The sequence below is a fragment of the Paracoccus onchidii genome (genome assembly GCF_028294535.1).
GTDB lineage: Bacteria > Pseudomonadota > Alphaproteobacteria > Rhodobacterales > Rhodobacteraceae > Paracoccus > Paracoccus onchidii.
This window is the reverse complement of the sequence record NZ_JAQBIE010000036.1, coordinates 1-21,923: the sequence shown is the minus strand read 5'-3', so window position 1 is coordinate 21,923 and position 21,923 is coordinate 1. Positions and strand designations below refer to the sequence as shown.

General features: G+C 60.9%; 23 protein-coding genes, 1 tRNA gene, 1 pseudogene and 1 riboswitch. Of the genes and pseudogenes, 16 read left to right on the top strand and 9 right to left on the bottom strand.

Features of this window, described 5'->3' with window-relative positions; genetic code table 11:
- Positions 1-116: 116 nt before the first annotated feature.
- A complete protein-coding gene (locus PAF17_RS18515; RefSeq protein WP_271890576.1) occupies positions 117-1,196 on the bottom strand; it encodes a tyrosine-type recombinase/integrase in 1,080 nt (359 codons plus the stop codon).
- A gap of 311 nt (positions 1,197-1,507) precedes the next feature.
- On the opposite strand from PAF17_RS18515, the gene PAF17_RS18510 reads away from it, so the two are divergent.
- Positions 1,508-2,998 (top strand): phospholipase D-like domain-containing protein, encoded by a 1,491-nt coding sequence (locus PAF17_RS18510; protein WP_271890575.1) that lies wholly within the window; start codon positions 1,508-1,510, stop codon positions 2,996-2,998.
- Here PAF17_RS18510 and PAF17_RS18505 read toward each other — a convergent pair.
- The 8 genes from PAF17_RS18505 to PAF17_RS18470 form a co-directional block, all read right to left on the bottom strand.
- Positions 2,995-3,951, bottom strand: a complete 957-nt coding sequence (locus PAF17_RS18505) for a HesA/MoeB/ThiF family protein (protein ID WP_271890574.1) — start codon at positions 3,949-3,951, stop codon at positions 2,995-2,997. The two genes, PAF17_RS18510 and PAF17_RS18505, sit on opposite strands and share 4 nt — an antisense overlap.
- Positions 3,948-4,544 (bottom strand): thiamine phosphate synthase, encoded by a 597-nt coding sequence (locus PAF17_RS18500; RefSeq protein WP_271890573.1) that lies wholly within the window; start codon positions 4,542-4,544, stop codon positions 3,948-3,950. Before PAF17_RS18500 ends, PAF17_RS18505 begins: the two co-directional genes overlap by 4 nt.
- Positions 4,541-5,311, bottom strand: coding sequence for a thiazole synthase (locus PAF17_RS18495; RefSeq protein WP_271890572.1), 771 nt, complete (start codon positions 5,309-5,311; stop codon positions 4,541-4,543). The genes PAF17_RS18500 and PAF17_RS18495 overlap by 4 nt, the downstream gene beginning before the upstream one ends.
- Before the next feature lies 1 nt (position 5,312).
- Positions 5,313-5,501 carry a sulfur carrier protein ThiS gene (thiS, locus tag PAF17_RS18490; RefSeq protein WP_408636445.1) on the bottom strand — a complete coding sequence of 63 codons (189 nt, stop codon included), beginning with the start codon at positions 5,499-5,501 and terminating at the stop codon, positions 5,313-5,315.
- Positions 5,479-6,471 carry an FAD-dependent oxidoreductase gene (locus PAF17_RS18485; protein WP_271890570.1) on the bottom strand — a complete coding sequence of 331 codons (993 nt, stop codon included), beginning with the start codon at positions 6,469-6,471 and terminating at the stop codon, positions 5,479-5,481. Before PAF17_RS18485 ends, thiS begins: the two co-directional genes overlap by 23 nt.
- The gene (thiD, locus tag PAF17_RS18480; RefSeq protein WP_271890569.1) at positions 6,468-7,271 is read right to left on the bottom strand and encodes a bifunctional hydroxymethylpyrimidine kinase/phosphomethylpyrimidine kinase; all 804 of its coding nucleotides are present in this window, start codon (positions 7,269-7,271) and stop codon (positions 6,468-6,470) included. Before thiD ends, PAF17_RS18485 begins: the two co-directional genes overlap by 4 nt.
- Positions 7,272-7,328: 57 nt before the next feature.
- Positions 7,329-7,433, bottom strand: a riboswitch (TPP riboswitch).
- Positions 7,434-7,469: 36 nt separating this feature from the next.
- Entirely contained in the window at positions 7,470-8,042 is a 573-nt protein-coding gene (locus PAF17_RS18475; protein WP_271890568.1) for a retropepsin-like aspartic protease family protein, read from the bottom strand.
- Positions 8,042-8,659: a MarC family protein gene (locus PAF17_RS18470; protein ID WP_271890567.1), complete on the bottom strand. Its 618-nt coding sequence runs from the start codon at positions 8,657-8,659 to the stop codon at positions 8,042-8,044. Before PAF17_RS18470 ends, PAF17_RS18475 begins: the two co-directional genes overlap by 1 nt.
- Positions 8,660-8,816: 157 nt before the next feature.
- Here PAF17_RS18470 and PAF17_RS18465 point away from each other — a divergent pair, with 157 nt between their 5' ends.
- From PAF17_RS18465 to PAF17_RS18395, 15 genes and pseudogenes are all read left to right on the top strand, one after another.
- Positions 8,817-9,050 carry a twin-arginine translocase TatA/TatE family subunit gene (locus PAF17_RS18465; protein ID WP_271890566.1) on the top strand — a complete coding sequence of 78 codons (234 nt, stop codon included), beginning with the start codon at positions 8,817-8,819 and terminating at the stop codon, positions 9,048-9,050.
- A 22-nt stretch (positions 9,051-9,072) separates the two neighbouring features.
- Positions 9,073-9,552, top strand: coding sequence for a Sec-independent protein translocase protein TatB (gene tatB, locus PAF17_RS18460; RefSeq protein WP_271890565.1), 480 nt, complete (start codon positions 9,073-9,075; stop codon positions 9,550-9,552).
- A gap of 1 nt (position 9,553) precedes the next feature.
- On the top strand, positions 9,554-10,417 hold the full coding sequence (tatC, locus tag PAF17_RS18455) for a twin-arginine translocase subunit TatC (protein WP_271890564.1): 864 nt from the start codon (positions 9,554-9,556) through the stop codon (positions 10,415-10,417).
- Positions 10,418-10,442: 25 nt separating this feature from the next.
- Positions 10,443-11,285, top strand: a complete 843-nt coding sequence (locus PAF17_RS18450) for an ATP-binding protein (protein WP_271890577.1) — start codon at positions 10,443-10,445, stop codon at positions 11,283-11,285.
- Between the two features lie 59 nt (positions 11,286-11,344).
- Positions 11,345-12,625 (top strand): short-chain fatty acyl-CoA regulator family protein, encoded by a 1,281-nt coding sequence (locus tag PAF17_RS18445; RefSeq protein ID WP_271890563.1) that lies wholly within the window; start codon positions 11,345-11,347, stop codon positions 12,623-12,625.
- Between the two features lie 70 nt (positions 12,626-12,695).
- Positions 12,696-13,082 carry a response regulator transcription factor gene (locus tag PAF17_RS18440; RefSeq protein ID WP_271890562.1) on the top strand — a complete coding sequence of 129 codons (387 nt, stop codon included), beginning with the start codon at positions 12,696-12,698 and terminating at the stop codon, positions 13,080-13,082.
- Entirely contained in the window at positions 13,082-13,393 is a 312-nt protein-coding gene (locus PAF17_RS18435; protein WP_271890561.1) for a hypothetical protein, read from the top strand. Before PAF17_RS18440 ends, PAF17_RS18435 begins: the two co-directional genes overlap by 1 nt.
- The gene (locus PAF17_RS18430) at positions 13,383-16,049 is read left to right on the top strand and encodes a sensor histidine kinase (protein WP_271890560.1); all 2,667 of its coding nucleotides are present in this window, start codon (positions 13,383-13,385) and stop codon (positions 16,047-16,049) included. The genes PAF17_RS18435 and PAF17_RS18430 overlap by 11 nt, the downstream gene beginning before the upstream one ends.
- A 114-nt stretch (positions 16,050-16,163) precedes the next feature.
- Positions 16,164-17,255: a flagellar motor switch protein FliM gene (locus PAF17_RS18425; RefSeq protein WP_271890559.1), complete on the top strand. Its 1,092-nt coding sequence runs from the start codon at positions 16,164-16,166 to the stop codon at positions 17,253-17,255.
- Between the two features lie 87 nt (positions 17,256-17,342).
- Positions 17,343-17,561, top strand: coding sequence for a translation initiation factor IF-1 (gene infA / locus PAF17_RS18420; RefSeq protein ID WP_010397442.1), 219 nt, complete (start codon positions 17,343-17,345; stop codon positions 17,559-17,561).
- A 4-nt stretch (positions 17,562-17,565) separates the two neighbouring features.
- Positions 17,566-18,186 (top strand): Maf family protein, encoded by a 621-nt coding sequence (locus PAF17_RS18415; protein WP_271890558.1) that lies wholly within the window; start codon positions 17,566-17,568, stop codon positions 18,184-18,186.
- Positions 18,183-19,226, top strand: a complete 1,044-nt coding sequence (locus PAF17_RS18410; RefSeq protein ID WP_271890557.1) for a ribonuclease E/G — start codon at positions 18,183-18,185, stop codon at positions 19,224-19,226. Before PAF17_RS18415 ends, PAF17_RS18410 begins: the two co-directional genes overlap by 4 nt.
- Positions 19,226-19,387, top strand: coding sequence for a DNA gyrase inhibitor YacG (locus PAF17_RS18405; protein ID WP_271890556.1), 162 nt, complete (start codon positions 19,226-19,228; stop codon positions 19,385-19,387). Before PAF17_RS18410 ends, PAF17_RS18405 begins: the two co-directional genes overlap by 1 nt.
- A gap of 85 nt (positions 19,388-19,472) precedes the next feature.
- Positions 19,473-19,548, top strand: a tRNA-Phe gene (locus PAF17_RS18400).
- A gap of 1,601 nt (positions 19,549-21,149) precedes the next feature.
- Positions 21,150-21,812, top strand: a pseudogene (locus PAF17_RS18395) (DEAD/DEAH box helicase family protein); the annotation flags it as partial.
- Between the last annotated feature and the right edge of the window lie 111 nt (positions 21,813-21,923).

The following is a 21,923-nucleotide window of genomic DNA, read 5'->3' as shown; positions in this document are numbered from 1 at the left end:
TCGAGATGTTCTACAATCCGAAGCGCAAGCATGCGAGAAACGGGATGCTGTCGCCCGTAGAGTTCGAACGGCAGCGGAAACCGAGACCCGAAGGCGTCTAGGAAACGCGGGGCTATTCATACTGCGCCATCCGTCACATGCCCAAGGCACGCCTCGGCAACCTCATGTGGTGCATCTGTGGCCTCTGCCAGCCAGTCTCGGAGGGAAGAGCGAAAGCCATGTGGGCGGGCTTTCATTCCACGGCGCTCCATCATGCGCGCCATCGTGGCATCCGAAATGACGCCTTTACGCGCGCTAGGAAACAGAAAGCCATCACGGGCGTGACGATAGGCGCGGTCCAGTATTCGCATCGCTTCGGCTGACAGAGGGATGCGGTAATCAGAGGTCGCGCCTTTCCGGCCCTTCATGGCCTCTCCTGGTACCGTCCATACGTTGCCTGAAATTTGATTTTCGTGAAGGTTGCGGAGCGGGAAAGAGCGAACACCTGTCAGGATGAGAAGGCGGAGGGCTGAATGTGTCGCTGTCCCTTCGTTCAAGCTAGCATAGAACGCAGGGACATCCCGCCAGGGAAGGGCAGGGATGTTGACCACCTCATGACGCTGCTTGCCTAATAAGGCGCGTGCCTTAGCGGTAGCTTGCAGGTCAACTTCGAGGCCCAATGCGGCGGCATGTTTTAGGCACAGGCCGAGGCGCTGAAGTGCTTTCTCGGCGGTAGATGCTTTCGTGTGCCAGATCGGTGAGAGGCAGTCCCGGATATCTTTCTGATCGACCTCGGTCACGGGCAAGTTTCCCAACTTTGGCAGAACGTGAATTTCCAGAGGGCTGAACCAACGGCCGGCGTGACCATCGCCCTTGAGTTCGGCCTTGCGGCTCTCAAAACAATCGGCGGCAACTTCGCGCAGCAAGTGCATTGCGCGTTTGGCATCTCGCCTTTTGCGTTCGCGGTCCTTGATAGGGTCAATTCCGTCCCGCACTAGAGCACGCGCTTCCTCAGCGCGTTTTCGTGCCTTCGCCAGCGATACTGTTGGGAATTGTCCGAGTCCCATCTCGCGCCGCTTTCCATAGATGGTCACTCGTAGCACCCACTTCCCGTGCGCTACTGCATCTTTTACCAGCCACAGCCCACCTCCATCAGCATGTTTGCCGGCTGGCAGTGCGGCCGCGCCTTTCGCGCTCAATCTGTTGATCGCTCGCATTGCTCCACCTTGCTTATAGATTTTCAGTCCACCTTCTGGTCCACCTCAATATCCAGTATAGAGGGATATGACCTGAGGTGGCCTGATGCTAAGGTAGATTAAAGTATCGTTTTATGTCAACTAGTTATGATGTATTTGATCTAGGATGATATCTATATATTGAGGAATTCAATGCGTCTCGACCGCACCATTTTTCTGAGATCGTCGAGAAATGTTCCTTCCTCCTTTGGGGGATATGGAACCGTCTGTCGATTGTTCATGTTATCGTTCACGCTATAGCGTGAGATTCACGCATTGAAACATGGGGCGGTATGGCGGTTCGGGAACGGCGGGCATTGTTGAATGCGGGTCAGAATTGCTGGCGGGTCGAACATGCCGACAGATTCGCCGTCATCGTGGACGCCGATGCCTATTTCCGCGCTGCCCGTCAGGCCATGCTGTCTGCACGACACAGCATCATGTTGATCGGCTGGGACTTTGATCCACGGATCACGATCGGATCGGGTGATGATGGCGGACCCGAAATTCTGGGTGATTTCATCATCTGGCTGGCCAAACGACGGCCCGAGCTGGAAATACGCCTGCTGCGCTGGGATCAGGGGGCATTGAAGACCCTGTTTCGGGGGCGCACGATTCTGACCGTGTTGAAGTGGAAGGCACATCCGCGCATTACCTTGCAGCTTGACAGCAAGCACCCGCTGGCCAGTTCCCATCATCAGAAGATCGTTGCGATTGATGACAATGTCGCATTTTGCGGCGGTATCGACATGACCGAAGGTCGCTGGGATACGCCTGAACATCTGGATGATGATCCCCGTCGCGTCGGACCCGGCGGTGATCCCCATCCCCCATGGCATGATGTCACCAGTGCATTCGACGGAGCGGCCGCGCGCGCCTGTGGCGAGCTGGCCAGAGAGCGTTGGCGCATTGCAACGGGGCAGAAGATCGCCCCGCCGCGCACACGGGAAGATTGCTGGCCCGACACGCTGCGACCGGCGTTTCGGAATGTGCAGCTGGGGATCAGCCGGACCTTTCCCAAAATGGATGATGTCGACGAGATCCACGAGATCGAGCGGATGTATCTGGACCTGATCGCGCGGGCCGAAAGGGTGATCTATGCCGAAAGCCAGTATTTCGCGTCACGCCTGATCGCGCGGGCCATTGCTCGGCGCCTGGCCGAAGAGGAAGGCCCCGAAATCGTCATCGTGAATCCGGTAAATGCCGAAGGCTGGCTGAAAAGCAAGGCCATGGATACGGCGCGCGCGTGTTTGGTCGAGGCGTTGCGTCGCCACGACCGTCATGGCCGGTTGCGCGTTCTGCATCCCCTGACTGCGGCTGGAAACGAGATCTATGTCCATGCCAAGGTGATGGTGGTCGATGACCGCTATTTGCGTGTCGGGTCGTCAAATTTCAACAATCGTTCGCTACGCCTCGATACGGAATGCGATATCGTGCTGGATGCCGATCTGCCAGAAAATCACGATGAATGCGCAAGGATTGCAGCATTCCGAAACGCGCTTGTGGCGGAGCATCTGGGCGTTGGCGCGGATCAGGTTGCACATGCCTTGACGCGCAGCGGATCGCTGATCGCGGCAATTGATGAATTGCGTTGCAAGCCGGGGCAGGGGCGCAGATTGGCGGATTACCGGTTGCCTGACATCAGCGATGTCGAACAATGGCTGGCCGAAAACGAGATCATGGACCCCGAAGGCCCCGAGATGATCTTCGCCCCGGTCGAATCGCGCGGCCTGTTTCGCGGGTGGCGACGTTTCGGCAACTGGTTGCGGCGGCGGCGGTCCTAGCCGGTGGCGAGCAATGCGTAGTCGCCGCCGCGCAGTTCGGCCAGCTTTTCCGCTGCATTCCATGCCCGCAATCCTGATGTGCAGCACAGCACGGTTCTGGTCGCGACGGGCGGGGCCTCTGCACAGATATTTTCGGGATGGATGCGCAATGCATCAGGGGAAACCGCCGGACCCTCATCTGCGTTGCGAAGATCAATCAGCACATCATTCGCACGCAGCTGTGATGCCGCGATAAAGGTCGGCATATGCGTGGGTTCAATAGCATTCTGGAAGCTGAACCCGCCAAATCGATAGTTTCGTGCGTCAAAGCTGACAAGACGGCCGAGCGGGGTTTCATCGGATCCTGTCAGCACCGCCAGAGCCATTTGTGCCTGCAATGCACCAAGAATGCCGACGACCGGCCCCAAGACGCCTTCGCTGGCGCAGCTTCCCATGCGGCGGGGCAGTGCGGGAAAGATCGCCCGCAAAGACGGAGCATTCGCGCAAAACCCGCCTGCATAACCTTGCTGTCCGATGACCGATGCGGAGATCAGCGGCAATCCAGCGCGTTTGGCATGGTCCGACAGGACATAGCTTGCGGCAAAGCTGTCGGCGCAATCGACGATCAGGTCAATGTCGCGGGCAAGATGCACGACATTGGCGGGGTCAAGCCGCGCAACGACCGGTTCCAGCGCGGTTTCCGGGTTCAGCCCGGCCAAAGCAGAGGCGGCGACCCGCGATTTCGGCTGGCCCAGATCCGTCATTCGAAACAGCGTCTGGCGATGCAGATTGCTTTCCTCGACGTCATCCGGGTCGATCAGGCGGATCGCGCCGATGCCTGCGCCACAAAGATATTGCAGAACCGGCGCACCCAAACCGCCCGCACCAACGACGAGAACCCGTGCCGCGGCCAGTCGTTTCTGGGCCTGCTGCCCGAATCCCGGCAACATCATCTGCCTTGCATAGCGGTTCATTCTGTTACCCCTTGCCATTCGCGGATGCGCCGGACCGGGTCCGGGTTCAGTGTGATGTCGGTCACCACCGAGACGATATCGGCACCGGCGGCAAAGGCAGACGGGGCACGGGCGACCGACAATCCGCCAATTGCCACCAGCGGCGTGGTTCCGCATAGCTGCCGCCATTGCGCCAACCGTTCCAGGCCCTGTTCGCGCCATTTCATCTTTTTCAGAATCGTCGGCCAGACCGGCCCCAATGCGATATAGTCGGCCCCGACGCTTCGGGCGCGGTCAAGTTCGGCCTTGTCATGCGTGGATACGCCCAGCCTGATGTCATGGCGCCGCAGCGCGCCCAGATCGGCATCGTCCAGATCTTCTTGGCCAAGATGCACCCAGTCGCAGCCCAGATCGATGGCGTCCTGCCAATGGTCATTCACAACCATCGTCGCCCCCGCGGCCCGACACAGATCCAGGCTTTCGCCCAGAAAGGCGCGGACCTGGCTTGCCGGCAGGTCCTTCAGGCGCATTTGGACCAGCCGCACCCCGGCAGGAAGTGCCAGCCGCAACCAGTCGGGGTGATCGAATATGGGATAAAAACGGGAAAGTGTCATGCCAGTTCGGCCATGCCGATCAGGGGGGTCGAAGGGGCCGCCATGTCACGCGGTTCGATGGGATCGGCCTGCGCCCCCAGGCGGCCCGCCTCGATCGCGCGGGCAAAGCCCTCGGCCATGGCGGCAGGATCCCCGGCCTTTGCGACGGCGGTGTTCAGCAAGATGGCGTCAAAACCCATTTCCATCGCCGCCGCCGCGTGACTGGGCAGGCCAAGCCCTGCATCGATGATCATGGGAATGTCGGGAAACTGCGCCCGCAGCATCCGCAGCCCATAGGGGTTGTTCAGTCCCAGCCCCGTACCGATCGGCGCCCCCCAGGGCATCAGAACCCGGCAGCCGACCTCAAGCAGCTTGCCGGCCAGCACACCATCTTCGGTGGTGTAGGGGAACACCTGAAACCCGTCCTGCACCAGAATGCGCGCGGCTTCGACCAACCCGAACGGGTCGGGTTGCAATGTGTCCGGATGGCCGATCACCTCAAGCTTGATCCAGTTGGTGTCAAAGACCTCTCGTGCCATATGGGCGGTGGTCACTGCCTCGCGGGGGCTGTGGCAGCCGGCGGTGTTGGGCAGCAGCTGCACATTCAGATTGCGGATCAGTTGCCAGAAGGGCGCGGCACCGTCAAAGGCCCCCTCGCGGCGCAGCGATACGGTGGCCACCGCTGCGCCCGACCGCCGGAATGCCTCGGCCATGATGGCGGGCGAGGGGTATTGCGCCGTGCCCAGCATCAAGCGCGAGGGCAGCAATCTGTCATAGACACGCACCATCCTAACCTCCTTGCATCGGGGACAGGATTTCCAGCCGGTCGCCGGGTTGCAGGGCTTGCGCGTCGCGCAGGGCCGCGGGCACAAAGGCTTCGTTTACCGCGGTCGCGAAGCGTCCATCGTGAAAACCCAGTTCTGTCAATGCTTTGCTCAATGTTGTCGCGGCAACCTCATGCGGTGTGCCATTCACCATGATCTTCATCCATAACCTCGGGGATAGTGCCATCAAGAACCAGATCGGCCAGCATGCGCGCCATGGCAGGTGCCAACAGAAAACCGTGGCGAAACAGGCCGTTCACAAAGATCCTGTCCTTGTGGCGGCGGATGCGCGGCAGATTGTCGGGAAAGGCCGGGCGCGCGTCGGCACCCAGTTCCAGTATCGCGGCTTCGGCAAAGGCCGGATCCAGCCGATAGGCCGCGTTCAGCAGTTCGACTGCGGAACGCAGCGTGACCGGGCCGCGATGGTCGGTTTCCAGCTGCGTTGCGCCAAGCATGAAAATGCCGTCGCCGCGCGGCACGACATAGATCGGGTGCCGGGGGTGCAGCAACCGGACCGGCCTGCGGATCGCGACGTCGGGCGCGTGCAGCAACGCCATTTCACCGCGCACGCCGCGCAGATCGGGCAACCGATCCCGTGCCGCCAGCCCCCGGCAATCGATGATCTGCCCGCGCGCCGGGCCGTCTGAAATCCGGACGCCCGAACCCGATAGCCGATCCGTCAGCCCATTCAGGGCTTCGCGCGGGGCGATATGGCTTTCCGCGGCGAAACACAGGGCGCGCCCAAAGCGTTGGGCCAGTTCAGGTTCGATTTGTCCAAGCCCGGCGGCATCCATGGTCTTGTGATTGCGGGTGCGGCGCGCAAACCTGTCCAGCTCGGCCTGGTCGCGTCCGGGTGCCAGCACAAGCGACCCTGCCTGTGTGACCCGAACGCCCGCCGCGCGCCACCAGGCCCCGGCCTCCCGGCCCAGTCGGATAACGGGTTCTTCGGCGGTTTCACCTTCGCAATCCGGGGCCAGCATCCCGCCAGCCCACCACGAACAGGCATGGTCTCCGGCCGGTCCCGCCGGATCGCGCAAATGCACAAGCGCGCCGCGCCGTGTCAGTTCGGTCGCGACGCACAGCCCGACCACACCGGCACCCAGAACCGTGAATTCATGTGTCATGTCCAGATCCCGTGAAAATGATGAACCGGCCCATGCCCCCCGCCGATGCCAAGTTGATCGGCCTGTCTGATGGCACCGTGCAGCCAGCGATGCGCCCGATCCACCGCCTCTGCGAGGGGTGCCCCTTTTGCCAGTTCGGCGGCAATCGCCGAGGAAAGCGAGCAGCCGGTCCCATGCGTGTTGCGGGTCTCGATCCGGGGCGAACTGCAGGCAAGGGGGGCATCATCGCTGATCAGCCAGTCAGTGCAGTCACTGCCGCCGGCATGTCCGCCTTTCATCAGCACGGCTTTTGCGCCCATTGCGCGCAATGCCTCGCCCTGATCGCAGGTGGTCCGGGCATCCCGGGCGAATGGTGCGCGCAAAAGATACGCGGCTTCGGGCAAATTGGGTGTCAGCAGGGCCGTGCGCGGCAGCAAACGTTGAATCATGATGGCGACGGCGCTGTCGTCCAAAAGCACATCGCCGGATTTGGCCAGCATCACCGGATCCAGCACGATCGGCCCCGGATAATCCTGCAAGGCATCGGCCACCGCATGGACAACGGCATCCGACCCTAGCATGCCAATCTTGATCGCGTCGGCCCCGATATCGTCAAGGACACAGGTGATCTGATCGCGCACCATCTGCGGTTCGACCGGCTGAACCCCGCTGACGCCAAGGGTGTTCTGTGCGGTAACTGCCGTGATCGCGGTCGTGGCAAAGACCCCGAGCGCCGATGCGGTCTTCAGGTCGGCCTGAATGCCGGCACCGCCGCCACTGTCGGACCCCGCAATGATCAGTAATCTGTCACAGCCCCTCATGCCGTCCTCCGGTTGTCGGGATGCGGCATGGAATGAAGGAATGGTGGCGCGATCTGCGGCCAGTCAGTCTCCGTTCCCTCCGCCGGCATTGCCCGGATCAGGTTCGATGGGTTGGCGCGCGGCCTCTCAGCCCCGGCAAGCGGGGCACCCCAACGGAATGGCGTGACGATAGGTCAGCGAAAAGGGCCTGACAAGGGGCTAGCGTTCAAGAACCAGAAGATCGTTTTCAAAACTGACCCTGGCAAATGTGCGCAGATAGGACATGCCCAGCAACGATCCGTCCAGCTCGCCGTCGATGACCCAGGCACGAACATTGCGATCCACGATATCGCCGATTGCAAGTTCGTCGATGGTCACAGGCGCGGTCTGGACCTGCCCGTTCGCTGTCATCGCCGATCCGACATAGGCAAGGTCATCGGGGTCGATTCCGATCCGGCGCGCATCCGCCGGACCCAGCGCGATGGACGAGGCGCCGGTATCGACGATGAACCGTACGTCGGTGCCGTTCAGCCGTGCGGTCAGGTGAAAATGACCATCGCGCGAGGCCGGGATCTCGATCCGTCCTTCCGAGGTGATCGTCTGGCGCCCCCCCAGCCCGTCATTCATCCACAGTTCAGCGGCAAATGCCGCACCGGCAAAGATGACGACCCAAAGCACCAGTTGCCGCAGCGCCTTGCCGCCGCGACCCGACAGCTCGAACAGCATCGCGCCGCCAATGACCACCAGCAACACGATATAATAGGCCAGCCGCATCCCGTCATCGGTCGCCATCAGAACAGCCCCGAACCTTTCAGGCCGTCAAACACGAATTGAACGGACAGCGCGGCCAGTAGCATCCCCAGCAATCGCGTCACCACCATGACGCCGGTGCGGCCCAATGCGCGGGCCAGCGGCGTGGACAGGTGAAACAACACCATCGCAATGGCCAGAACCGCCAGCATCACAAGGTTGACCATCGTCAGGTGCAGCCAGCCCGGATGTTGACCGACCAGCAGGATCATGGTCGCCAATGCCCCCGGACCCGCCAGCAATGGCATCGCCAGCGGAAAGACCGACGGATCCTGGGCGGCGGAATCCATGCTGCCCTGTCCCTCGCGGCGTTCGGTCCGCCGTTCAAACAGCATGTCCAGCGCGGTCAGGAACAGCAACAATCCTCCGGCGACGCGAAAGGCTGATATGGAAATGCCGACGGCCGACAGGATGGCTTCGCCCGCCAATCCGAACAACATCAGCAGAACGGCCGCGATGCACACCGCGCGAAACCCGATCTGACGCCGTTGCGCCGACGTCATTCCGGGCGTCAGCGCAATGAAAATCGGCGCCAGTCCGATCGGGTCGATGACAACGAAAAGCGTCACGAACGCGGTGATGTAAAGTGACATATCCATGCGCCCTTATCGCCCGCCGCGCGCCGCCTGCCAAGCGGAACCGGCAGCGTTGATTGTGTCGGAACCATATCGTGACCAATTCGGGCTTTGCATTCCGGTCTGTGAACGCCTAAATCTGTCGCGCGGGCGGAAGATCTGCCCGACAAGGGAGTTTTGCATGCTGAACAATATCGGCCTTCCCGGCCTTCTTCTGATTGCGGTTGTCGTGTTGGTCCTGTTTGGACGCGGCAAGATTTCGTCTCTGATGGGCGAAGTCGGCAAGGGAATCACCGCCTTCAAGAAAGGCGTCAAGGACGGCACCGAAGAGATCGAAAAAGCCGCCGACGACAGTTCCGACACGCCCGGCGAAAAAGCCCGTGACGTGACGCCGAACGACACCGACCGCAGCTGAACCGGCAGGGGCGCGGCATATCATGTTCGATATCGGCTGGACCGAGCTGTTGTTGGTTGGCGTTGTGGCGCTGATCGTGGTCGGTCCCAAGGATCTTCCGCATCTGTTTCACTCGTTGGGTCGGCTTTCGGCCCGTGCGCGTGGCATGGCGCGGGAATTCACCTCGGCGATGGAAGATGCCGCCAAGGGGTCGGGGCTGGATGAGGCTGCCGGCAGCTTGCGCGACATGAAATCGCTGACGTCGAAAAAGGCGATGGGGCTGGATGCGCTTGATCGTGCCGCCGAACGGTTCGAGAAATGGGAACCAAAGCGGCCAGACAACAAGACCGTTGCCAAGACCGATCCGGGGTTGGAATCTGCGGCCAATGCCGAAAAACAACCCGAGGAAGCCAGCACCCCGGCCAGTTCTTCGCCCAGCTCATCGACCGGGGAACAAGCCCCCAATCCTGTGCCCGCGCGTCAATTGCACGCTGTGCGGCGCAGTGACATGAAAGACGACTGACGTGACCGCAAAACCGCAACAGGAAGACGAGCTGGATGACAGCTCGGCCCCGCTGATCGAGCATCTGGCCGAACTGCGCACTCGTATCATCTGGTCGCTGGTCGCCTTCATGGTGGCCATGGTCCTGTGCTATACGGTCTGGAATCCGATCTATAATTTCCTGACCCAGCCGATCTGCCATGCGCTTGAGGCGCGGGATCAGGAATGTGGTCTTATCCTGCTGAAATTGCAGGAAGGTTTCTTTGTCGCCATTCGGATTTCACTGTTGGGCGGTTTTGCGCTGGCCTTTCCTATCATCGCGTATCAGATGTGGCGTTTCGTGGCACCGGGGCTGTATCGCAACGAGAAGCAGGCCTTTCTGCCATTTCTTCTTGCGTCACCCGTGATGTTTTTCCTGGGCGCAGCCTTTGCCTATTACATCATCCTGCCGATGGCCTATGATTTCTTTCTGGGCTTTCAACAGGGACCGCTTGCCTTGCCCGATGACGGTTCGGGTGAGGCCATGGCCGACAATCCGATGGCGGCCATCGTCTTTCAGGGGTCGGTCGATGAATATCTGTCGCTGACGACCAAGTTCATTCTGGCATTCGGACTTAGCTTTCAGCTTCCGGTTCTGCTGACATTGATGGGCAAGGCCGGTCTGGTTTCGGCCGAAGGGCTGGGCTCGGTGCGTCGCTATGCCGTGGTCGCCATTCTGGTTCTGGCTGCGTTTGCCACGCCGCCCGACGTGATTTCCCAGGTGGTGCTTTTCGTTGTCGTCTTTGGTCTGTACGAGATCTCGATCCATCTTGTGCGGCGGATCGAAAAGCGGCGCGAGGCAGAGTTGCGCGCGCAAGGATTGTGGACGGAAGACGACGAAGAGTGAGGGCAGGATCATGAAGGACGCGGCCATGGGATCGGATGCATTGACCCGGATCGCTGATGCGCTTGAACGGTTGGCGCCACCGGCACAACCGGCCCCCAACTTTACGGAAGCGACCGCCTATGTCTGGCGGGCCGATCCCGACATGTTGGTGCCTGTCGAAACGGTGTCGCGTGTCGAGTTGGTGCAACTGGTCGGAATCGAACGGTCCAAGGACACATTGCTGGCCAACACGTTGCAATTCGCACGGGGATTCGGTGCAAATAATGCCCTGTTGTGGGGCGCGCGCGGGATGGGGAAATCGTCGCTGGTCAAGGCCGTTCATGCCGAGGCCGTGTCCCAGGGATTGCCGCTGGTCCTGGTCGAGATCGCGCGCGAGGATCTTGGGTCGGTCGGCAGATTGCTGTCGATCCTTGGACGGGCCAGCGACCGCCGTTTCCTGTTGTTTTCCGACGATCTTTCTTTCAGCCATGACGACACGCAATACAAATCGCTGAAGGCGGTGCTTGATGGCGGTATCAGCGGCCGGCCGTCGAATGTGATCCTGTATGCCACGTCGAACCGCCGTCACCTGATGCCGCGCGACATGATCGACAATGAACGTTCTTCGGCGATCCACCCCGGCGAGGCCGTGGAAGAAAAGGTGTCGCTGTCGGATCGCTTTGGGCTGTGGCTTGGTTTTCATCCCTGCAACCAGGATGAATATCTGGCGATGGTGCGCGGCTATTGCGATGCCTATGGCCTGCAGATTGACGATGAAACCCTGCATGCCGAGGCGATCGAGTGGCAGGCCACGCGCGGTGGGCGTTCCGGTCGTGTGGCGTGGCAGCTGTTTACCGACCTGGCCGGACGTCACGGCATCGCGATCTGAATTTGCAGGTTTGATCAAGGCGCTTGCCCTTGATGTGACGGCGGGGTTCAATGCGATCCATGAACGCGCGCCAAGCCAGACATGTCCTGACGGGAACACGAATTCGCGAAAGGCGCCTGTCGTTGTCATTGCGTCAGGCCGATGTTGCCCGTGCCGCGGGAATTTCTCCGGCCTATCTGAACCTGATCGAACATAATCACCGCCCTGCGGGTGAAGCCTTGGTCGACAGGTTGGCCGATGTGCTGGGCGTGCCGTCCGAGGAACTGGCCGAGGGTCGCGAAGAGGCGCGGATTGCAGCGCTGCGCGAAGCGGCGGCGGATGCGGCCAAAACCAGGACCGGGCCGGCGCCCGAACTGGATCAGGCAGCAGAGTTCCTGGCCCGGTTTCCCGGTTGGGCGGGGGCATTGATTGCAAATGCGCGGCGGGCCGAATCGCTGGCCGGGCAATTGGTCGACCTGTCCGACCGGATGACCCAGGATCCGTATCTCTTGACAACCCTGCACGAGGTGCTTTCTGCGGTGACGTCCTTGCGTTCGACGGCATCGATATTGTCCGAGGGGGGCGAGATTCCGGATGACTGGCGCATGCGCTTTCACGAGAACCTGAACCAGGACAGCCTGCGCCTTTCCAATACGGCGCAGGCATTGGTCAGGTATCTGGACAGTTTCGAAACCGAGGGCAGCGTCTATTCGCCTCAGGAAGAGGTCGAGGCCTGGATGGCTTCGGGCCTTGCGCCGATTGCCGAGGCCGCCGAGCTGGCCTCGGATGCGGCCAAATCTTTGGCGGCGCAGCATCTGGCGCGGTTTCGCGAAGATGCCGATCTGCTTGGGGATGCCGATTTGCGTGTGGCCGCTGCAATGACCCGTGATCCGGTTGCGTTGGCGCATGCCCTGTCGGTGCCACTGGATCTGGTGATGCGACGACTGGCCATCCTGCGACCTGCGGGTTTCGAGCGTGCGGGCCTGTTGATCTGTGACGGTTCGGGCAGCTTGATCCTGCGGCACGCGACGGATGGGTTCCCTTTGCCCAGACCCGCCGATTCATGCCCGCTTTGGCCGCTGTTTCAGGCGCTGGGTCAGCCTCATACGGCCTTGTCTCATCAGGTTGTGACCCCCGAGGGGCGGCGTTTCGACACGATCAGCATGGCAATGAGAACTCAGCGGCGCAGTATTGGCGGACCGGTGCTGACGCTGGCGCAGATGTTGATTCTGCCCTTCGATCCCGAGCGTTCCGCAATGCGCGAAGATGCTCTGCCGATCGGGCCTGCCTGCCGGATATGCCCGCGCGATGAATGTGATGCCCGCCGCGAGCCATCGATCCTTGCGCCATTGCCGAGCTGAGCGGTTCGGTGGGGTTCGCGGCATTCACCTTTGACAGGCGGCGTTATCCGTCACATCATTGCGACCGTTGATGAACCCGAAAGGCCGCGCGGCGCAGATGACGCTTGATATCCTGATGATCGAGGACGAGCCGAACATTGCCGAAGCCCTTCGGTTCATCCTGACCCGAGACGGCTGGCGGGTGGATCTGCATCACGATGGCATGGGCGGGATCGAACAGATCCGGCGCTGTCGGCCCCGCTTGGTGATCCTGGATCTGATGCTGCCCAACCGGTCCGGTGCCGAAATCCTGGCAGAGTTGCGGGCCGAAAGTGACCTTGCGCTGGCCCGGACGCCCGTTTTGTTGCTGACGGCGCGCGGGCAGGGGGCCGAAGGCGGGCAGCAGGCCGATATCGTGCTTGCCAAACCGTTTGCGAATGACGAACTGCGCGCCACGGTGCGCGATCTGCTGGACTGATGCCGGAACGTCCGCTGTTTCTGGAACGTGCCTCTTTTCGCCGACGGCGGTTGGGGGATGCGGCGCGAATCTTGCCTGTGCTGGCGGCTCTGGTGATTCTGGCACCGGTGTGGTGGGTTCCCGCGCTGGTCAGTTCCGGCGGCGGGGCAACCGCCTTTTTCGTGCTGTGGGCGTTGTTGATCATGGCGATCAGGGTGCTGCATCGCGCGTTGCTGCGCGCCGAAGCGGCCACCATGCGCGCCCAGGCCGAAGCCATGCATGATGATGACGGCCCCGCCGCACGGGACAAGGACGGCACGCATGCCGTTTGAGGCACTGGTTGCGGGATGTCTGGCCTATGTGGCGTTGATGTTCGCGGTCGCGTTCGCCGCCGATCGGGCGGCGGCGCGCGGGCATGTCCGCTGGCTGGATCATCCGCTGGTCTATACGCTGTCGCTGTCGGTGTACTGTTCCGCCTGGACCTTTTATGGCGCGGTTGGCTACGCGACGCGTTCGGGGCTGGAATTCGCGACGATCTATCTGGGACCGACCATCGTTTGTGCGGGGGCGTGGTGGGGTTTGCGCCGGCTGGTGCGCGTGGCGCGCATGCATCACGTGACATCGATCGCGGATCTGATCTCGGCGCGTTTTGGCAAGTCGAATCCGCTGGCGGCCCTGATCACGCTGATCGCGCTGATCGCCGCGACGCCATATATCGCACTACAGTTGCAATCGGTTCGCCTGTCCTTCGAGGTTTTCGCCACCGATTCACCACAGGGAAACCCGTTGCAGGGGATCGGTCTGTGGGTGGCGGCGGGGCTGGCGCTGTTCACGATTCTATTCGGAACCCGCAATCTGGCTGCCGATGAACGGCATCATGGCGTTGTCACCGCCATTGCACTTGAGGCGGTGGTCAAGTTGCTTGCGTTTCTGGCGCTGGGGGTTTTTGTCGTCTGGGGGCTGGCAGATGGGCCGGTCGACATGATGCGCCGGATTTCAGCTGCCAGTCGCGACGCCGAATTTTCCGAAGGGTGGTTGTTGAAACCGGATCGCTGGACTGCATTGATCGTCGTGTCCGCTGCGGCCCTGGTCACGCTGCCGCGCATGTTTCAGGTGATGGTCGTCGAAGCCGCCGATGAAGAACGGCTGCATGTCGCGGGTTGGGCGTTTCCGGCCTATCTGTTTGCGATGTCGCTCTTTGTGCTGCCGATCGCGGTGATGGGACGCCACTTGTTGCCGGCAGATGCAAATCCGGATCTGTTCGTGCTGACCCTGCCGATCGCGGCCGATCGCGATTTTTTGGCATTTCTTGTATTCCTTGGCGGGTTTTCGGCAGCGACATCGATGGTTGTCGTCAGCGCGATCGCGTTGTCGACGATGATCTCCAACCACTGGATCGTGCCGGGCTGGCTGGCGTTGCGTCGCCGTGCTGCCGGAAATGACCGTCCGGACGAAGATACCCGGGATGTTCGGGGCTTCGTGCTGAATGCGCGTCGGATCGCAATCGTCGCGGTCGTGGGGGCGGGTTGGGTATATCACGAGGCATCCGGGGGCGCGGCCGCCCTGGCTGCGATGGGGTTGGTTGCCTTTACCGGCATGGCGCAGGTCTTGCCTGCCATGCTGGGCGGTTTGCTGTGGCGGGGCGCCAATCGGCGGGGCGCTTATGCCGGGGTAGGGACCGGTTTCGCGCTGTGGATGATAATGATCTTTTTGCCGTCGGTCGGGGTGGGTGTCATGCCCGGCCTGCCGGCCGACATCGACCCGCTTGCCTTCAGCATCTTTGTTTCCCTAGCTGTCAATACGCTTGCCTTTGTGGGGTGTTCGCTTTTCGGTTTTCCCGACCCGGTCGAGCGTTTGCAAGGGCTGTCCTTTGTCAGCTCGGTCGAGCCTATTCGCCACAGCCGGATGCGGCAAAGCGATGATCGCGCCGAACCCCTGCTGGCCATGAGCCGGCGTGTCTGGGGGGCGGATGCCGCCTTGCGTTTTTTCCAGGCCGAGGCCGTCGCACAGGGTAAGTCAGGCTATCTGCCGGATCTGACCCCGCGTTTTCTGACACGGCTGGAACGCAAGCTGTCGGGCACGATTGGTGCGGCGACGGCTCATGCCATGATTGACCGCGTGGCGGGGGGCGCCGCGCTGACGGTGTCGGATCTGTTGCAGGTTGCAGACGAAGCGCAACGCGCCAAGGAAGAAACCCAGCGTCTTGAAAGCGCAACTACCGAATTGGCCCGCACCGCCACCCAGCTGCGCGAGGTCAATGAAAAACTGACAGCGCTGTCGGTTCAAAAGGATGCATTCCTGGGCCAGATCAGCCACGAATTGCGCACGCCGATGACGTCGGTCCGGGCTTTCTCCGAGATCCTGATGACCCCGGATCTGTCCGAGGCCGAGCGCAGGAAATTCGCCGAGATCATTCATGACGAAGCCGCGCGGCTGACCCGTCTTCTGGATGATCTGCTGGATCTGTCGGTTCTGGAAAGCGGTCGCGCAAGAATGTCCTATGGGGTGGTGAACCTGCATGACCTGATCGTGCGGGCTTTGTCATCGGCATCGGCAACATGCCCCGAACGGCAATTCACCATCGACCGGGATATTCCGACCGAACATCTGGCGGTCATCACCGATGGGGATCGCCTGCTTCAGGTCCTGATCAATGTGATCAGCAATGCCCGCAAATATTGCGATGCCGATCGGCCGGTCCTGTCGATCCACGTGCGGCGCAGCGCTGGTGCGGGCGCGCATATCGACATTATCGACAACGGCTCTGGGATCGACGGTGCGCGTCAGTCGCTGATCTTCGAAAAATTTTCCCGGCTCAATGATCCCGCGCGGGCTGGTGGTGCCGGTCTGGGGTTGGCGATCTGTCGCGAGATCATGCTGGCCCTTGGGGGGGATATTTCCTACCTGCCGGGGCAAGGGGGCGCGGCATTCCGGATACGCCTGCCCGTGAAACCTCCCTTGAATTCCGGGGCATCATCTGGGGAATAAAGGTTTTGGAAACCGGGTGCTGCCACACTGCATTCAGCAAGGATGCGATTCGGGTGAGACATGTCTGGTGAAACAGGTCGGGATATGCCGGCACAAAGCTCAGTGCTGCGAAAAATGCTGACTGCGCGCGAAATGGCCACGGTTGACGATGGCAATGCACCCAATTTACCCGTGCCTGCGCCCGTCACGCCCGCGCGTGCTGCCGCGACGGCTGTGGGGCGTGCGGCGGATCGCCTGTACCGGCTTGCGGTTCAGCCGCTGGCGGTGGTGCCGGGCGGCGTCACGCTGGCCGAGCTGCCCGAACTGGTTCCAAACCCGTCCTTGTTGATGGTGATGCAGGGCAGGGGGGATCTGATCGGCATGATCGCGCTGTGCCCTGAGGCGGTGACCGCCTTGATCGAGATTCAGACATTGGGGCGTATCACCTCTCGTATCGCCGCGCCGCGCCGCCTGACGCGTAGCGATGCAATGATCTGCTCGGATTTCGTCAACACGTTGATGGAGGAATTGACCCGCGAACTGGCCGGCGTCGAAGGGTTCGATGGTATCGCGGGCTATCGCTATGCGTCCTATCTGGATGACATGCGGCCTCTGTCCCTGATGCTTGAAGACCGCCCGTTCCGCAGTCTGGTCTTCGATCTGCACTTCGGCGGCAGCGCGACACGCAAGGGCAAGATCTTCCTCGCCATCCCGCAGGGTGAGGAACCCGCGCGCAAGCGACCTGCCGTGCAGGATGCGCAAATCGCGGCAACCGGACCCGGCGCGAAAAAACCTGTGCCTCGGGGTGCCCGCAAGACATTGGGCCGCGTTGTGGATGAGGCACCAATCGAATTGCATGGCATCTTGTGTCGCCGAAAGATGAGCCTGGGCGATTTGCGCGCCCTGACCGCCGGAAAGCTGTTGCCCTTGTCGCGTGTCAGCTTGTCGGATGCACGGTTGGAGACAGCTCGCGGGCAGTATCTGGGTCGCGGCAAGTTTGGCGAGGCCGATGGCTGTCATGCCATCCGGTTGCATCGCAAGATGTCAGGGGCGGCGTCGCCTGCCACCGATCTGTCGCGCCAGACGGATATGGGGACCGAGCCACCGATGGATGATATTGCCAGGCCGGATCCATTTCGCGCGTCCCCGCAGGATCAGGCCGCGAAAACCGCTGATTCGGGTCTTGAAAGTGCCAAAAGCCCCACTAAAGTCATGCACAATGGCTGAATGCGCGATTTTCGCTTGAAATCGCGGCTGGTTGGACGCATCTAACGTCCGTCCCGAATCCTGCGGGGCGTCTATAACGGAGTGACCATGGCCAAGGAAGAAATGCTCGAATTTCCCGGCGTCGTGAAGGAACTCTTGCCAAATGCGACGTTCAGGGTCGAGCTGGAAAACGGCCATGAAATCATCGCGCATATGGCAGGAAAGATGCGGAAGAACCGCATCCGTGTTCTGGCCGGCGACAAAGTTCAAGTCGAGATGAACACCTACGATCTGACCAAAGGGCGTATCAATTATCGCTTCAAGTAATCCGGTGACCGATTCGTCGGCACATATCCGGATCGGGCGACCTGAACTGGTACTTGGATCGGCAAGCCCTCGTCGGCTGGATCTGTTGGCGCAGATCGGCATTGTGCCGGCTGCGCTGAGGCCCGCCGATATCGACGAAACGCCGCGCAGATCCGAACTGCCGCGCGACTATGTGTTGCGAATGGCGTTGGAAAAGGCCGCCGCTATTCCCGCCAGTCCTGCGGAGGCGGTCCTGACCGCCGATACGACCGTTTCGGTCGGGCGGCGCATCATGGGCAAGCCTGAGGATCGGGACCAAGCGGCGCAGTTCATGCGCCTGATGTCCGGCCGTCGCCACAAGGTGCTGACGGCTGTGGCCTTGGCGCATGATGGCAGGACACGGACTCGGTTGGTTGAAACCACGGTTCGCATGCGCACCGTGACCGAGGTCGAGCTTGCAGCCTATCTGGATGTCGGGGACTGGCGGGGAAAGGCGGGGGCCTATGCGATACAGGGGGCGGCGGCGACGTTCATTCCCTGGATCCAGGGGTCGTTTACCGCGGTGGTCGGGCTTCCGCTGGCGGAAACCGCGACATTGCTGGCATCGATCGGGATTGGTGCGAATACTGAAGGAGATCGTGCATGAAGGGGCGTCAGGTCCTTCTCGATCACTTGTTCGGCGAACCCGCCGCTGCCTTGATGCAGGATGGCAAGCTGATCGATCTTATCATCGATTCGGGCCAGCCACTGGCGCCGGGTGCAATATGTCGTTGCGTGACAGAACGTTTGATGAAGGGGCAGGGCGGTGTGTTCGTCCGCTTGCCCGGGGGGCAGCGCGGCTACTTGCGGGAACGCTCGGGGATCGGCGAGGGCCGCGCGATGCTGGTTCAGGTCGCGGGCGTGGCCGATGAGGGCAAGGCCGTCCCGTTGTCGACGCGCCTTGTGTTCCGTGGTCGCCATGCATTGGTGACGCCGGGCGCGCCCGGGGTGAATGTTTCGCGCCGCATCCGCGACACCGAAATCCGCGAATCGCTGCAAAGGCTTGGGGATCAGGCTTTGGGCGGTCGCGATTATGGCGTTGTCATTCGCAGTGCGGCAGAACGTGCCGACGACTCCGAGATCCAGGAGGATCTGGCCCCGTTGTTGGAGCTGGCCGATCGGATATTGTCCGAAGCGGACGGGCAGGAAGAGCTGTTGCTTGACGCGCCGGATGCCTGGGAACAGGCATGGCTGGACTGGGCCGAACCCGAACCGGATGCCGTGGAAGAAAGCGAGGGATGCTTTGATCAGGCCGGGGTCAGCGATGCGATCGAAGCCTTGCTGTCGCCACGTATCGAACTGCCGGCGGGTGCCAGCGCCTATATCGAAGATACGCGCGCGCTTGTCGCGGTTGATGTCAATACCGGCGGGGATACCTCTCCTGCCGCCTCGTTGAAGGCCAATATTGCCATCGCGCGCGATCTGCCCCGGCAGTTGCGCTTGCGCGGGCTTGGCGGCCAGGTTGTCGTCGATTTCGCGCCCATGCCCAAACGCGACAGGGCGACCTTGGATCAGGTCATTCGCGCGGCGTTCAAGGCCGACAGTTCCGAAGCATCGATGATCGGTTGGACGGCAATGGGCCTGTACGAGATCAGCCGCAAACGTGACCGGATGCCGCTGTCAAAGCTGGCGGACGAGGCGCGCTGATGGCCTGTCCTATCTGCGGCAAAGAGCGCGCGCCTGCGTATCGCCCGTTCTGTTCGAAACGCTGTGCCGATATTGATTTGGCGCGGTGGCTGAGGGGGGAATATGTCATCCCGGGCCCGCCCTTGGATGACGTGCCGAACGAAGAAGACCGGCGTGAATGAAATTTTCGTCGTTTTGGGTCTGGACACGCCGCGCGGACGAACGTAAACACCGCTCCACACCAGATGTCGAAACGATATCAAGGTTGCCCGGATAGCTCAGTTGGTAGAGCAGCGGATTGAAAATCCGCGTGTCGGTGGTTCGAATCCGCCTCCGGGCACCATTTAACTACGTGAAGATATTATATTTTATCTTCAGAACGTCTTGAACGTCGTGCTCATGTAGCTTTCCGTGGCACAATGGTGGCACAATGGTGGCACAATGGTGGCACAATTAGGTGTCAGCCACAGCATCCCTTTTCCGGGATTCACAGCATCGCGATTCCCCTGAAATAACTAGTCTTGGCATTTCAGAGACTTACCTCCAAGGCGGCCAATAACGCTGTTTTCTGCGCAGTTCGCCAGATGCAAGGCGATCGGCAGCAATAGAGGATTGAAGCTAAAGTTCCCCTCGATCGTCTTCATGTCTCTCCGGAGGATTGGCTCCGAAATGGTGTTTCTGTGTCCCGTGCTCACGCCGAACGCCGAGTAGGTGACTAAAACGCCTCATGGCATCCAGAACCAGACGATCATCCGGATCCCAACGTGGTCTGATCACAGGCGCAGCAGGGGCGCCGCTCGCGATCGCCCGGCAAGCAGGGGGCAAACAGGCTCCTTCCGAAGCAGCTACAGACGCGGTCGTGGCCGCGATCTCTCACCCCTCGATGCGCGGCACCCGGCCGAGCCTGCGTGTGCTCCTGCGGTTGTTGCAACGTGCCGCTGACCTCGAAGCGAAGCCGATTTTACACTGAGGCGAAACGGCCTTTCCGAAACCCGGTTCTAAGCACAAAGGACGCTGCATGAGGGCGTCAGCCGGGTCTTCGCGGCAAGGCCGGGCGTCAAAACTACAGTCACGTGTTGCCAGGGTTCAATCCAGAAACCGTAAAGCCGACATGGAGCCGATACGTCATGGAAATCGTAATACCCATTCTTTTCATCCTGTTTGGCCTTGTAATGATCATCTATGTCGAAGTGGACACGCGACGTTATAGGAAGTGCAGAGACCATGATCGCTCAACTGAAGAAGAGCACTTTAGAGAGTTCGTAGAGAAATATCGGCGGACGAGCGACGGCGACACGCTGATCACCAAAGTGGGCACAGAAAACACCAGACCCCCACAATGATCTCGACTGTGGGGATGGACAGTAGGTCGAAGCATTGGGTTGGCGCCATGAACACACAAAGCCGAGCAGCGCTGTCTTCACGATCGAGAGCCAGCAGGCAACCTACTGAACGGCTCTCTTTGGTCACGGAAAAAAATCACCCGAGGCTGCTCCCGGCAACGAGCGGACCAGCATAGGAGCGCGCTCTCCTGTATGGCGCTATGTCGTCAGGCGTCCACAGCACAAATTATGGTGGGAAGGCGCCGTGCGCAGCATTTGCTCGATCTTCGCCACGCTGGCACAGGCCGCCGTCAAGAAGGGCGGAGAGCCGACTTTCGCTGCGTGTTGCAGGAATGAGCGGGATGCATCGAAGCGGACATTGAGCATGGGCGCATTGGTTGGACGTCGCCCGACGCGTCTATCCCTGACCGCACTCTAAGTGCTATTCGTAAAAGAGCGAGGGGGCTCGTGACACTCCCCCACCCAGTCGGGCATGACGAACTAACGGTTTCAGCGCCCGATCATTGGCCAGCCTGCTCTCAACGCTCGTACTTGTCATTGTGCATAGCAACAAAGTAGCGTCGGGAATTGATCGTGTGGTTGAGCAATTCGGTAGGGTGTTATGGATAAGCGGACTCTTAGCGAGCGCGATATTTGCACGAAATTCATTACTCCTGCCCTGGTTACCGCAGGTTGGAACATCACCACACAGATCCGGGAAGAAGTCAGTTTTACCAAGGGGCGGATCATCGTGCGCGGCAAGATGGTCAGTCGCGGCGAGGGAAAGCGCGCTGACTACATCCTCTCTGCCAAGCCCAACATCCCGATTGCGATCATTGAGGCGAAGGACAACAAGCAGCCTGTCGGTGGCGGCATGCAACAAGCACTTGGCTATGCCGAAACGCTAGATATCCCGTTCGTTTTCTCCTCGAACGGCGACGGCTTTGTATTCCACGACCGGACGGGCGCATCATCCGAAGTCGAGCAGACCTTGGAGATGGATGAGTTTCCCAGCCCTCAGGAGCTTTGGCACCGCTACAAGGTCTGGAAGGGCCTGACCGACGCTGAAGAAAAGATCGCCCTTCAGGACTACCACGACGATGGATCCGGCAAGGAGCCGCGGTACTACCAGGTCAACGCGATCAACAAGACGATGGAGGCGATTGCCAAGGGGCAGGATCGCGTGTTGCTCGTCATGGCGACGGGGACAGGCAAGACCTATACGGCTTTCCAGATCATCTGGCGCTTTCGCAATGCGTTCCCGGGAAAGCGGGTTCTCTTCCTAGGCTCAGGACCCATTGATTTGTTTGGGGGTTCGTGATTCACCGCAAAAAAGAGAGCGGTGACCATGTCTGATCTTTTCTGGTTGAGCGATGCCCAGATGGCGCGTCTTGAA